The organism is Rhodococcus sp. JCM 9793, from assembly GCF_055380405.1.
Genome location: NZ_AP043721.1, coordinates 5,042,263 through 5,055,384 on the forward strand (window position 1 = coordinate 5,042,263; position 13,122 = coordinate 5,055,384).

9 protein-coding genes are annotated in these 13,122 nt (G+C 66.7%); 5 read left to right on the top strand and 4 right to left on the bottom strand.

All coding sequences use genetic code 11. The annotated features are described in order from the left end of the window. The first annotated feature begins 19 nt into the window (after positions 1 to 19). Positions 20 to 1,102 (top strand): ABC transporter ATP-binding protein, encoded by a 1,083-nt coding sequence (locus ACZ46K_RS25315; RefSeq protein ID WP_054805808.1) that lies wholly within the window; start codon positions 20 to 22, stop codon positions 1,100 to 1,102. A 61-nt stretch (positions 1,103 to 1,163) separates the two neighbouring features. Here the strand turns inward: ACZ46K_RS25315 and ACZ46K_RS25320 are convergent, their stop codons facing one another. Continuing rightward, positions 1,164 to 2,408, bottom strand: a complete 1,245-nt coding sequence (locus ACZ46K_RS25320; protein WP_464745409.1) for an RNA-guided endonuclease InsQ/TnpB family protein — start codon at positions 2,406 to 2,408, stop codon at positions 1,164 to 1,166. 24 nt (positions 2,409 to 2,432) lie between these two features. On the opposite strand from ACZ46K_RS25320, the gene tnpA reads away from it, so the two are divergent. From tnpA to ACZ46K_RS25340, 4 genes are all read left to right on the top strand, one after another. Beyond that, complete coding sequence (gene tnpA / locus ACZ46K_RS25325; protein ID WP_464745411.1) at positions 2,433 to 2,849, top strand: IS200/IS605 family transposase; 417 nt, start codon at positions 2,433 to 2,435, stop codon at positions 2,847 to 2,849. A 100-nt stretch (positions 2,850 to 2,949) separates the two neighbouring features. Continuing rightward, positions 2,950 to 4,581, top strand: coding sequence for a LuxR C-terminal-related transcriptional regulator (locus ACZ46K_RS25330; RefSeq protein WP_464745413.1), 1,632 nt, complete (start codon positions 2,950 to 2,952; stop codon positions 4,579 to 4,581). 106 nt (positions 4,582 to 4,687) lie between these two features. Further along, positions 4,688 to 5,824 (top strand): flavin-containing monooxygenase, encoded by a 1,137-nt coding sequence (locus ACZ46K_RS25335; RefSeq protein WP_054809909.1) that lies wholly within the window; start codon positions 4,688 to 4,690, stop codon positions 5,822 to 5,824. After that, positions 5,821 to 6,408 (top strand): hypothetical protein, encoded by a 588-nt coding sequence (locus ACZ46K_RS25340; RefSeq protein WP_464745415.1) that lies wholly within the window; start codon positions 5,821 to 5,823, stop codon positions 6,406 to 6,408. Before ACZ46K_RS25335 ends, ACZ46K_RS25340 begins: the two co-directional genes overlap by 4 nt. A 24-nt stretch (positions 6,409 to 6,432) precedes the next feature. On the opposite strand, the gene ACZ46K_RS25345 is transcribed toward ACZ46K_RS25340, so the two are convergent. The 3 genes from ACZ46K_RS25345 to ACZ46K_RS25355 all read right to left on the bottom strand — a co-directional run bounded on the left by ACZ46K_RS25345 (position 6,433) and on the right by ACZ46K_RS25355 (position 13,119). After that, on the bottom strand, positions 6,433 to 7,866 hold the full coding sequence (locus ACZ46K_RS25345) for a lipase maturation factor family protein (protein ID WP_464745417.1): 1,434 nt from the start codon (positions 7,864 to 7,866) through the stop codon (positions 6,433 to 6,435). A gap of 76 nt (positions 7,867 to 7,942) precedes the next feature. Continuing rightward, entirely contained in the window at positions 7,943 to 9,823 is a 1,881-nt protein-coding gene (gene recD / locus ACZ46K_RS25350; protein ID WP_464745419.1) for an exodeoxyribonuclease V subunit alpha, read from the bottom strand. Beyond that, entirely contained in the window at positions 9,820 to 13,119 is a 3,300-nt protein-coding gene (locus ACZ46K_RS25355; protein ID WP_464745421.1) for a UvrD-helicase domain-containing protein, read from the bottom strand. The genes recD and ACZ46K_RS25355 overlap by 4 nt, the downstream gene beginning before the upstream one ends. Positions 13,120 to 13,122: the final 3 nt, after the last annotated feature.

The following is a 13,122-nucleotide window of genomic DNA, read 5'->3' on the forward strand; positions in this document are numbered from 1 at the left end:
GATACGAAGGGTTTCCATCATGGCCGAGATCACCTACCGGAACGCCTCGTGCATCTACGAGAGCTCCGACTCGCTTGCCGTCGACTCGCTGAACCTCGACATCGAGGACGGCGAGTTCGTCGTCCTCGTCGGACCGTCCGGGTCCGGCAAGAGCACCGCGCTGCGCATGCTCGCCGGCCTCGAGGACATCGACGAAGGCTCGATCTCCATCGGCGGCGTCGACATGACCGACGTGCCGCCCAAGGACCGTGACATCGCGATGGTGTTCCAGAACTACGCGCTGTACCCGAACAAGACCGTCGCCGAGAACATGGGCTTCGCTCTCAAGATGCGCGGAGTCAGCACCGAGGAACGCCGACGGAAGGTCGAGGAGGCCGCCAAGGTCCTCGACCTCACCGAGTACCTGGACCGCAAACCCGCCAAGCTGTCCGGCGGTCAGCGTCAGCGTGTCGCAATGGGGCGCGCAATCGTCCGTGAACCGCAGGTGTTCTGCATGGACGAGCCGCTCTCGAATCTCGATGCGAAGTTGCGTGTGCAGACCCGCACGCAGATCGCCGCCCTCCAGCGTCGCCTGGGCACCACCACCGTGTACGTCACCCACGACCAGGTCGAGGCAATGACGATGGGCGACCGCGTTGCGGTGTTGAAGAGGGGGCAGCTGCAACAGTTCTCATCGCCGACCGAACTCTACGACCGGCCCGCGAATGCATTCGTGGCCGGCTTCATCGGATCCCCCGCGATGAACCTCCTTCCCGCGACCGTCACCGACGACGGAGTTCTCATCGGCAACACCGTGATCCCGGTCGAGCGTGAGCGCATCAGCAGTCTGCACTCGGCGGGCATCACGTCGGTGACGGCCGGTATCCGACCCGAACAGTTCGAACTCACCGATGGCGAGGGCGTGGAAGCCGTCGTCGAACTCGTGGAAGAACTCGGCAGCGAATCGTATGTGCACACGCGGGTACCCGGCAGCGGGAACCAGATCGTCGCGCGGTCGCTGACACGCACTCCGGCGCGGTTGGCCGACACCATCCGCCTCCGCAAACGCGAGGGCATCGTGCACCTGTTCCACCCCGAGACCGGGGAGCGAGTGGGCGACTGACCTTGGTGGTCGCCGCGGTATATCCGCTTGACTTCCTCCTCCGCGTGAACACGGAGGATTCCTACGCAGCCTCACCAGAAGGTGCGGTCTGTTCAGCGGGTTCCTGCTTCACCGGGTCCGCGCATGCAAGCACACGTCTTACGCTCCCTCCACAAGCGTTTACCCTCTCCACCAGCCCAGCGGCGAGCAACACATTCACAGCGGCGTTGTAATCCCGATCCAACACCAACCCACACGACGGGCACACCCACACCCGCACATCCAACGGCTTCTTCCCGTCCCGCACCCCGCACCCCGCACATACCTGCGACGTCGGTTCCCACCGGCTGATCGTGTGCACCACCCGGCCATGCTCGGCGGCCTTCTCCTCGATCAACCGGGTCAGCGTCGACCAGCCGGCATCGTGCACCGACTTCGCCAACCTCGTGCGCGCCAAACCCGCCACCGACAATCCCTCGAGGGCAACCGCTTGGTTCTCGCGGACCAACCTCAGTGCCAGCTTGTGGTGGTGATCCCACCGCGTCTCGCGCACCTTCCGGTGCGCCACCGCCACCCTCCGACGCGCCTTGTCCCGATTCTTCGACCCCTTCATCGAGCGTGAGTACGCCCGCTGTGCACGGGCCAATCCTCGCTCCTTCGACCGCAACCAGCGAGGATTGTCGATCTTCTCGCGAGTACCGTCGTCATAGACGATCGTCGCCAGATCCGTCAACCCGACATCCACACCGGCAGCCCGCGCCGGCGGAGCCGGAACCACCGCCGGCGCCGGCTCATCAACGACGAAGGACACATAGTGCCGACCGTCGGCCTCCCGGATCACCGTCACACTCGACGGGTCCGCCGGCAACGGCCGCGACGACTCGTACCGCACACGCCCGATCTTCGGCAACCTGACCAGGCCGATCCCACCGCCCGGCTCGAGAACCGAGAAACCCGCGTTACGGGTGAAACGAGCAGACTGACGATGTGTCCGCTTCTTGAAACGTGGCGCACCGACCCTGCGGCCCTTACGTTTCCCGGTACGAGAATCGAAAAAGTTCGCGTACGCGCGATGCAGGTCCGCCAGCGACTGCTGCAACGGCACCGACGACACCTCAGCCAGCCACGCCCGTTCGGGAGTTGTTTTCGCGGCGGTCAGCGCCGCCGACAACTCACCTTTGCCGGGCACCCGGTTTCCGGCTTTGCGGGCGGACTCGCGGGCGGCAAGCGCGTCGTTGAACACGACTCGGCAGCACCCGAACAGTTGAGACAGCGCGTGCTGCTGCTCCCCTGCGGGATAGGCGCGGTAGCGGTATCGCTTCAACACATCAGCACGATAGCATTTGGTGTCATGGGTAAGGAAGAGCTAATCAGAGTTGGTAGACACGCAATTTGGGATTGTCATGCACATTTGGTGTTTATCACTAAATATCGGCGCGGTGTGTTCACCGGCGCGATCTTGGCGGACTGCGAGGAAGTGATGCGGAAGGTGTGTGCGGACTTCGGATGTGAGCTGCGGGAGTTCAACGGCGAGGATGACCACGTGCATCTGCTCGTCGACTTCCCTGCCACGGTGCAGTTGTCGAAGCTGGTGAATTCGCTCAAAGGTGTGTCATCGCGGCACTTGCGGCGCGATCACGCGGAGCACCTTTCCCGGTACCTGTGGGGCGGGCATCTGTGGTCCCGCTCCTACTACTGCGGGACTGCGGGCGGCGCGCCGTTGTCGGTGATTGCCGAGTACGTGACGTCTCAACGTCGCCCTGCGTAACGGTGTTTCACCTCCACCGTGAACGATGGAGCACTCTCACCGAGATCGGTAGAATTCGGACCTGACAGCTTTCCGGCGACCATGGGCGATGGGAGCTCGGATGGACGCCACCGACGCGTTCGAGCGAGCACACCTCGCATTCCGAGATCGCATGTGGGCTGATGCGGCCGCACATTTTCGAGCGGCCGACGAACTCCGGCCGCTCGGAGCTGACGATCTCGATCGCGCTGCGCAGTGCGCATACCTGACCGGCAACGACGACGAGTGCATCCGCTTGCTCGAGCGCGCCGTCGTCGAACACGTCGACGATCGACCTGCCGCAGGCCAGAGCACATTCTGGTTGGCCTACATCCTGTCGAGCTCGGGAGACTCCGCACGCGCATCGGGGTGGATCGCACGCGCCCGACGCGCCCTCGACGGCGAACCGCCGACAGACGCCGTCCGGTCGGTCCGAGCACTCCTCACGGTGCCTCAGGCCATCGGAACCTTGCTCGGAGGCGATCCGGAGTCGGCCCTTCCCACTCTTACCGCAGCGCGCGAAGTCGGTGTGGAGTGCGGGCATCGCGACCTCATTGCGCTCAGCGGTGTCGGCGTCGGGCAGGCACGGATCCTGCTCGGCGACGCCCGTGCCGGTCTGGCAGTGCTCGACGAGACCATGGTTTCGGTGACGACCGGCGAGGTCTCCCCCATCGCAACCGGGATCCTGTACTGCGCCGTGATCATCACCTGCCACGAGACCTATCAGCTGCGCCGCGCCGCCGAGTGGACGCGCGCTCTGGGCGATTGGTGCGATGCCCAGCCCGACCTCGTACCGTTCCGCGGCCAATGTCTCGTCCACCGGGCCGAGATGCTGCACCTGCACGGTGCGTGGCGGGAAGCGATGGAGCAGGTGCGCCTCGCGTGCCGCAGGCTATCGGAGCCGACGGCCAATCCAGCGATCGGCATGGCCCACTACGAGCTCGCCGAGTTGCACCGCCTACGCGGCGAGTTCTCGGCCGCCGATGCCGCGTACCGCCGGGCCGCGCTCACCGGACATGAGACCCAACCGGGTCTGGCTCGGCTCCGTCTCGCGCAAGGCGACCTCGACAGCGCCCGCGCCGGGATAGGTCGCGCGTTGTCCGAATCGACGTCCCTCTTCCGCCCGCGGATGCTCGAGGCCGCGGTCGACATGGCACTCGCGGAGGGCGACGTCGTGAATGCACGACGGTTCGCGGAGGAACTGGAAGCGGTGGCGTCCGCAGTGGAGTCGACGGCGCTCACCGCCATGTCCGCCCACGCATTCGGTGCCGTGCTGCTCGCAGAAGGCGATCCGCGACCGGCGCTCGACCGGCTCCGCACCGCGTGGCGACTGTGGCAGGACCTCGACGCGCCCTACGCATGCGCGCATGTCCGAGTACTGCAAGGACGCTGCTGCGACGCGCTCGGGGACCACGACACCGCGCTGATGGAGTTCGAGTCGGCCGCGACGGCATTCCGAGAACTCGGGGCGGCACCTGATCTGCAGCTGCTCCGGCGCTACAACCCGCGCCCGCCGACGCCCGCTGGACTGACCGCGCGCGAGATCGAGGTGCTGCGAGTCGTCGCGGCGGGCAGCACCAACCGTGAGATCGCCGAGGCGCTGGTGCTCAGCGAGAAGACGGTCGCCCGCCATCTGAGCAACATCTTCGCCAAGCTCGGCGTCTCGTCGCGTTCGGCCGCCACCGCCTACGCGTACGAGCACCACCTCGTCTGACAGGAACGTGCCGGGATCTACACAGAATGACCCATGCCACCGGCGTGGACCGATCTGCACAGATCGCCCGATGCGACAGCAGCTGCCCCGCCCATACCGTCGAAGTATGACTACGACACCGCTCTCCCCGGCAGATGCACTCCCACTGACCGAATCCGTCGATACCGTCGTCATCGGTGCGGGACAGGCGGGCTTGTCCACGGGGTACCACCTCGCCCGCAACGGTCGACGTTTCGTGATCCTCGACGCGAACCCCCGGCTCGGCAACAATTGGCGCTGCCACTGGGACTCGCTCCGGCTCTACAGCCCGGCCGCTCGCGACTGTCTGCCCGGCATGACGTTCCCCGCGGCGCCCGATTCGTTCCCCGGCAAGGATCAGGTGGCAGACTACCTCGAAACCTACGCGGAGACATTCGACCTTCCGGTGCGCACCTCCGCTCTGGTGCATCGTATTTCACGTTCCGACGACGGGTTTCTCGTCGAGTGCGGCACTGCGCGGTTCGTCGCGCGCAACGTCGTGGTGGCCACCGGCACCTTCGGACGGGCCCCGGCCGTTCCCGATTTCGCGCACGAACTCGACCCCTCGATCCTGCAGCTGCACTCGAGCGAATACCGCAACCCGCAGCAGCTGCAGGACGGACCGGTTCTGGTCGTCGGCGCCTCGCATTCGGGCTGCGACATCGCGTTCGAAGTCGCGGGGTCGCATCAGACACTCCTGTGCGGGCGCGACACCGGCCAGATTCCTGTGCCATTGGAAACCCGCCGGATGCGAATGCTCTTTCCCGTCCTCTGGTTCGTGTGGGGACACGTCATGTCGCTGCGCACACCGATCGGGAGGAAACTCCGGCAACACGAACGCCTCCACGGCGCCCCGGCACTGCGGGTCAAGCGCAAGGATCTCGCAGCAGTCGGCGTCGAACGCGTCATCGACCGCATGACCGGCGTCCGCGGCGGTCGCGCGGTTCTCGGTGACGACCGGGTCGTCGACGCGGCAAACATCATCTGGTGCACAGGGTTCCATCAGGACTACAGCTGGATCGATCTCCCGGTCGTCGGCGACGACGGCTGGCCACTCGAGCAGCGCGGAGTCGTCGCCGATGCTCCCGGTCTGTACTTCACCGGCCTGGCATTCCAGTCGTCTTTCCGGTCCATGCTGGTCGGAGGCGCGGGCGCAGACGCGAAGTTCGTCGTCGAGCATCTGGTGGAACACCGCCCGGAGAGGATCGCTATGCTCCCGGCATGATCAGCCGGGGCACCACCGCATCGTTCATCGCACTCGCCGCAACGCTCGTCACCGTCACAGCCTGCGGCGACACGGTATCCGGAGAGGCCACCGCCGCCGACCCGACAACATCGGCGGCGCAGACGACATCGACCGCACCGACGACCACAACCACAACCACGACCACGACCACGAAGGCACCCGTTCCCGCCGACTCCGACGACTACGCGGGCGCGCAGCCCGGTGTGTACTACTTCCTGTCCGAAAGCGGGAAGTTCGAGTGCGCGATCCTGACCCACACAGACCCCGTTGCGGGCTGCCAGGGCACCATGCCGTCGAGTGCGCCCCGCGTTCCGGGTAGCGGAGCAGCGGATGTCACGGTGCCGGCGAACGTCGTGATCGTGGAATCGTCCGGCCAGGGCCAGTTCAGCAACATCGGCGACATCGCCTTCATGGATCCCGACCGGACCGCGCAGGTCCTCCCGTACGGGGAGGCGTTGAAGGTCAGCGTGTTCACCTGCACGATCGACGAAAGTACCGGCGTCACGTGTGAGTCGGACGCGCACGGATTCACTGTGTCCGCCGACGACTACCGGTTGTGGTGAAGTCCTGAGTTGTGGTGGGTGCGTTCAGAAACCTGCAAGGTCCACCCTCGACACCGGCAGCATGAAGCTGCTCTCCGGGGTACGCACCCACCATGCTCCGGTCGCGTGATACTCGGCCGACGTGGAGTACCGATAGCGGAACACGCGTGCGCGAACCAGCGCGGGAGGCACATCAGGAAACGGGTTGTGACGCAACAATCGCAGGGTGTCGGGGTCGTTGTCCAGGAGTCGCGCGGCGAACCGGGGGAACCAGCCGACGGCGTAGTCCCGCGAGATCGCGGCGAACCACATCAGCCAATCGAGCCGACGATGGTAGGGCGCGCATTGCCGAGGTCGGCGAAGCACGTCGCCGGGCTTGCCTTTGAATTCGTACTCGAGCCACTCGGTCGCCGGGGTGACCACCGAATCGGTCGTGCCCTCGACGATCACCTCCCTGCGGGTGCGGGTAATGCTGCCGAACGCGCCGTAGGTGTTGACGAAGTGCCACGGGTTGTACGACGCATTCATCGCCTGCCGCTTCGACATCAGGTTCCGCACGGGCTGGACACTGAGAGCGACGACCACGGCGGTCAGCGCGAGAACCGCTGCGGTGAACGGCTCGGGCGTGGGTGCGAAGTCGGAGTCCGGGGTGACCACAGCGGAGTAGAAACTGTCGGGCAACACCGAGAACGCCAACACGATGGTGACCCAGTTCAACCACGCGAAATTGCCGCTGAGCACCAGCCACAGTTGCGTCACGATCATGATCCCGGCGGCGATGCCTGCCCCCGGCTGCGGCGTGAACAATGCGAACGGAACCACGAGTTGCGTGACATGGTTCCCTGCCACTTCCATCCGGTGCAGCGGCCGCGGCAGCTGGTGGAACCAACGGCTCAGCGGGCCGGGCATCGGCTGGGTCTCATGGTGGTAGTACAGGCACGTCAGGTCGCGCCAGCAGCGGTCGCCGCGCCACTTGATCAGTCCCGCCCCGAATTCGACCCGGAACAGCAACCACCGCACCATGATCAGTACCAGGAACTGCGGTGCGGTCTCCGCGTTTCCGAGGAAGATGGCGAGTACTCCGGCTTCGAGCAGCAGTGATTCCCACCCGAACGAATACCAGATCTGCCCCACATTGACGATCGACAGGTACGCCGCCCACAGCGCGAACCACACGAACATGCAGGCGATCAACGGCAGGCGCTCGGTGACACCCACGAGGGTCAGCGCCGCCAGGATCGCTCCGATCGTTGCCACTGCGGCGAAGGTACGGTCGGTGAACCGCCAGTGGAACAGGCTCGGCGAGGAACGGAACGGGTGGTCCCGCACAAACTCGGGCACCGGCAGCATTCCTCGTTCGCCGATCAGTGCACGAAACTGCAGCAATGCTGCAAGGAACGCCACCAGGTACAGCGCGGCAATCCCTCGGGTGACCAGCAGCCGCCCGATCACATACCCGTCCGCATCCAGCCAGTTCATCGTCGTCACTCCTCGCCGGCAATTCGCCGCGCGAAGTCTCACTCCAGAGTGGCACGCCGGTGGGTCGCCCGGGGAGTCAGACGCGGATCTCGCGACGCAGCCCGCTGGCTCGCAGCACCTGACGTTCCACGCCCGCGCGCACCGCCGCTTCCGTCCCGACGATCCGCACCTTGGACCGCGCACGCGTGATCGCGGTGTACAGCAGCTCGCGGGTGAGCAGCGACGATCTTTCGTCGGGCAGGATGACCGACACGGTGCCGTACTGGCTGCCCTGACTGCGATGGATCGTCATCGCATACACGGTCTGCACCGCCGACAGCTGACTCGGATGGAGCACGAACGGGTGCTCACCGCGCGCGAAGGCGGCAACGAGTTCGCCATCGTCGCGGCGCACGACGACACCGGTGTCACCGTTGTAGATGCGAGCCTCGTGATCGTTGGCCGTGACCAGCAGCGGCTGTCCCGGATACCACCGCTCGGGGTCGAGTCGGCGGCCGGTCGACGCACCGATCCATTCCATGGCCTGCCGCGCCCACCACTGCACCCCGTACGGACCGTCGCGGTGCGCGCACAGCAGACGATGGGTCTCGAACCGTTCGAGAACTGCGTGGATGTCGCCGGTCAGAGCGGCTGCGGTGACCTCCTGCGCCGAGCCCACCACGTCGCGCCGCAGCGACTCGACGTCGTCGGGCGGGTGGAACGCGATCTCCGGCGCCCCGCAGCGCAGGATCTCCATGACCTTGTCGCCGTCGCCGTCGCGCACTGCAACTGCCAGGCGCGCGATCTCACCACCGAATCGGCGACCGCGGCTCAACCGCACGATCCCGCCCCGCAACCGGTCGTGTTCGAGGGGTCTGAAGGCGGCCTCGTCCGGATCACCGGAGGCTTCGAGGTCGCGCGCTGCGGCCCGGATGAACACCGGGTTCACGTCGCCGGAGACGGGCCGCGCGATCAGGTCGGCGAGCACGGCACCGGCATCGACGGAGGCGAGCTGGTCGGGGTCGCCGACCAGGACGAGGCGCGTATCGGGGCGGACCGCTTCGAGAAGCCGGCACATCATCGTCAGTGACACCATCGAGGTCTCGTCGACGACGATGACGTCGTACGGCAGATGGTTGTCGGCATGGTAACGGAAGCGGGTGCGGCCACGTTGCCAGCCCAGCATGCGGTGCAGTGTCATGGCCGTGAGCCCCGGCGGCAGCGTCAACTCCGACTCCTGCTCGCGCACCGACTCCTGCAGACGAGCCGCTGCCTTGCCGGTGGGTGCCGCAAGTCCGATGCGGAGGCCAGGGCCTTCCATGGTCTCGAGCAGAGCAAGAATCCGCGCGACAGTGTGCGTCTTCCCGGTTCCCGGGCCGCCTGCGATCACGGTGGTCCGGTGTGTCGCGGCGAGCGCAGCCGCGACACGTTGACGATCGGGCGCCGTGGACGGCTTCGTGCGGTCGTGCTGGTCGCGGAACAACTCGTCGAGTGCAACGGTGAGCCGGTCGTCGTCGACCGTGGGGAAGCCGTCGCCGCGGGCGACGAGGACCTCCCGGATCGTCTGTTCCTGCCGGAAGTACCGGTCGAGATACAGCAGCGGGCCCTCGTCGGTATCGACGAGGCGCAACGGTCGCAGCGACCCGCGGTCGCCGCCGATCACGAGCGGACTGCGCTGCAGGGCGCCGAGGACCTCGTCGTCGTGTGGCCACGGCAAGGACTCCGGGTCGACCACCGGGTTTCCGTCCTCGTCCTCGTCGACGGTGACGTCGCGCAGTCGCGTCAGATCGAGGCACACCGAACCGGAGCGCACGGCACGAACGGCGAGGGCGGTGGCAAGATGCACGTCGGCGTTCGGTTCGCCGCCGAGGTTCGCGAGTCTCAGAGCGACATGGACGTCGGCAGCGGCCAGCACCCCGGCCTCGTTGAAGTCGCGTAGGGCGCCTTTGCCTCGCTGCGCAATTCGGGAGTCGATCACGGTAGGGCCCTTCCGGCAAGAAGATCCGACAGGTCGGTGACGAGCGCGGCGGGCGGCGTCCAGTCGAACACGCCGCTACCGGGGGGACTGTCCGGTCCGGCCATGCCGCGAACGAACAGGTATTGCGAGCCACCGAGATGGATCTCGGGGTCGTACCCCGACAGACGCCACCGAAGGTATCGGTGCAGCGCAACCGAATACAGCAGCGCTTGCATCGGATAGTGGGCTCGGATCATCTCCGCTGCCATCGCGTCGCGGGTGTAGTGGCCCGTCGTCAACTCACCGGGGGCGAGCCGGTTGGTCTTGTAGTCGACGACGACGAACCTCGGGCCGTCGATGCGCAGGACGGCATCGATGCTCCCCGTGAGGTATCCGCGCAGCGGCACCGGCTCGAGGGTACGCACGTGATCGGCGTACTCGACGAGCGGATCGTCGGGAGTGAGGTGGCGTCGCAGCAGATCGGAGACCTGCCCCAGGGTGACGGTCACGGCAGCGGGATCGTCGCCGCCCGCGAGAGGCAACTCGAAGTCGAGCTCTGCGAGCCGGTCCTTCGGTGAGAAGTCCGCCAGCGTGCGCGCGAGCGGACCGAGCCGGGTGTACAGGACGGGCAGCAGTGCGTGCGCGAGCTCGTCGGGGTCGATGTCGGACAGTCGCTGTGCCACCACGTCGCGACAGCATGCGGTGAGTTCGGCTTCGAGGTCGGCGGCCGAGGTGTCGACGATTTCGAACACGGCGTGGACGAGTGTGCCGAAGACCGTGCCCCCGGGTAGGTGGTTCATGGTCGACGGGATCCCCTCCGCCGCGGGATCGGGTGTCGCCAACGGGGGTTCTTCCGGCTCGTCGTCCTTCTCGGGTTCTTCGATCTCGCTGCCGACGCCGACACCGTCGTGAGCCGACGCGGTGAGCGCCGAATACGAGGTGCGTCGCCACGTGTTGTCGAGCACCCGGGTGAACCGTGCAGCGATCAGGGACACGTCGTCCTGCTGCGGCTTCGACCAGGTGATCTCCTTCTTGCCGACGATTCCCGTGGCTTCCACCGAGATCAGACCGCCGGAGGCCTTCGCCCACGATGCGAACTGTTCGGCCATCACCGAGTCGGCGGGAATGCCCGCTGCGGGCGCGACCTCGGAGCTGCCCGGGTTGCGCGCGAACAGCACTCGGTGCAGCGGTGAGCGGGCCGTCCCGTAGGACGGTGCCCACCACAGGGTCAGCTGGCAGCAGGCACGGGTCAGCGCCACGTACAGCAGTCGCAGTTCCTCACCGGCTTCCTCCGCCTCGTGGGTGCGGCGCCGCTCGCCGTAGCCCGGACTGCCCTCACCACCGACGTCGAGGATGCGGCGGCCGTCATGATGCAACAGCAGGGTGTCGGGGTTCGGGTTCTTCGCGGCGTCCCATGCGTACGGTACGTAGACGACCGGAAACTCGAGTCCCTTGCTGCCGTGCACCGTGAGGATCTGCACGGCTGCAGCGTCGCTGTCGAGGCGACGACTACGGTCGGAGCTGCCGCGTCCCGGATCGTTCATCCGATCTTCGAACCATCGCGTCAGCGACGCAATACCGAACGAGTCTGACGTGGCCGCATCGTCGAGCAACTCCGCGATGTGCCGCATGTCGGTCAGTTGCCGCTCCCCCGACGCCGTTCGGAGCAGGCGCGCCTCGAGTTCGCCCACGGTGGCGAGACGCTCGAACAACGCCGCGAATCCGGACTGTGCGAACACCATCGCAAGATCGCGGAGCACACCACCGACCTGCGCGACCAGTTCGTCGCCGCGCGCGACGAGATCCTCTGCGGTGTATCCGAGCAATGGTGTCAGTGCTGCGAGACGCACCCGATCAGCGCGGTGCGGTTGTTCGAGCGCCTGCAGGGTCCACAACCACTGCTGGGCTGCGGGGGTCGTGAAGACGCTCGTCCCGCCGGCCAGGACACACGGCACACCCGTCCGTTGCAGCTCCTCGTACACGAGGGAGACCTGGGCATGCGTCCGGACGAGGATCGCGATGTGTCCGGGCTCCACCGGCTCCTCACGTCCGCCTCGCTCGATGGTGACGTTGCCGTCGAGCAGCGCGACCACATCGGCGGCCACGTCGCGGGCGACGTTGGCTCGCAGTGGCCCGACAGTCGGATAGCCGGACTTGCCCAATGGTCCGGCCCCGGTGCGCGGCAGATGACGCAGGCGCAGCGGGGCCGTCCCCGAAAGGCGGGTCCCGTCGCGTGCGGCGTCGACCCGGTGCACGGAGATTCTCGGATCCCCCAGTGCTGCACCGCCGTACACGTGGTCGAGCGCGGTGATCAGGTCGGCGTCGCTGCGCCAGTTGGTGGTGAGCTCCCGATGCGCATCGGACGTGTTCACCGCATCGAGGTAGCTCAGCACTTCGGCCCCACGAAAAGCGTAGATCGCCTGTTTCGGATCGCCGACCAGCACCAGAGTGCTGTGGCCGTGGAACGCCCGGTGGAGGATCTCCCACTGTTTGGGGTCGGTGTCCTGGAATTCGTCGACGAGGACGACATCGAATCGTGCGCGGATCCGCATGCATGCGGCCGTGCCGTGCTCGGGATCGCTCAGCACACGGTGCAGTAACGCGAGCTGGTCGTCGAAGTCACGCAGCCCTGTCGCCCGTTTCCTGCGCTCGACCTCGGCGCGCACCTGCTGCGCGAAACCGACGCGTTCCCCCGCCGGAGTCCCGTCGGCGTTCTGGGGAGCGAGCGCGGCCTGCTGATCGAAGATCGCCGCGCGGGCGGCGACCATGGCCTCCGCGTAGGTGATGGGCGGTGGGATTCGCCCGTATCTCTGCAGGTAGATGTCGGCGACGACGTCGACCGTGAGGTCGTCGACGTCCTCGACCACCGTGACGTGGGGTTCACGCTCGCCGGCGATGCCGAGTTCGTCGAGCATCCGTTGGCAGAACCCGTGGGTCGTGGCGATGGTCGCGGCGTCGAAGTCCGACAGTGCCTGCCGCAGGCGGGTGCGGCGGTTGTCGACGTCGTGGGCGGCCAGATGCCGGATCAGTCGGTCGTTGTCGGCTGCAGCAGACTCCGGATCGGCGAGGGCCTCGACGACCTCGGCGAACCGAGCACGGGTCCGTTCCCGGAGTTCCTGTGTGGCTGCGCGGCTGAACGTGACGAGCAGGAGTTCGGACAGGTCGGCGATACCTTCGGCGACGTACCGGGTCGCAAGGCCCACGATCGCGTAGGTCTTCCCCGTTCCGGCCGATGCCTCGAGTACCGTCGTCCCTGTCGGGAGCGCCCCCAGAAGGTCGAAACCGGTTGCGGCCGAGACCGTTGCATTCTCAGGCATTAC

Excerpts from the sequence above, each read along its gene's own strand:
- ACZ46K_RS25315 (WP_054805808.1), top strand. The coding sequence starts at position 20 with ATGGCCGAGATCACCTACCGGAACGCCTCGTGCATCTACGAGAGCTCC.
- tnpA (WP_464745411.1), top strand. The coding sequence starts at position 2,433 with ATGGGTAAGGAAGAGCTAATCAGAGTTGGTAGACACGCAATTTGGGAT.
- ACZ46K_RS25330 (WP_464745413.1), top strand. The coding sequence starts at position 2,950 with ATGGACGCCACCGACGCGTTCGAGCGAGCACACCTCGCATTCCGAGAT.
- ACZ46K_RS25335 (WP_054809909.1), top strand. The coding sequence starts at position 4,688 with ATGACTACGACACCGCTCTCCCCGGCAGATGCACTCCCACTGACCGAA.
- ACZ46K_RS25340 (WP_464745415.1), top strand. The coding sequence starts at position 5,821 with ATGATCAGCCGGGGCACCACCGCATCGTTCATCGCACTCGCCGCAACG.
- ACZ46K_RS25345 (WP_464745417.1), bottom strand. The coding sequence starts at position 7,866 with ATGAACTGGCTGGATGCGGACGGGTATGTGATCGGGCGGCTGCTGGTC.
- ACZ46K_RS25355 (WP_464745421.1), bottom strand. The coding sequence starts at position 13,119 with ATGCCTGAGAATGCAACGGTCTCGGCCGCAACCGGTTTCGACCTTCTG.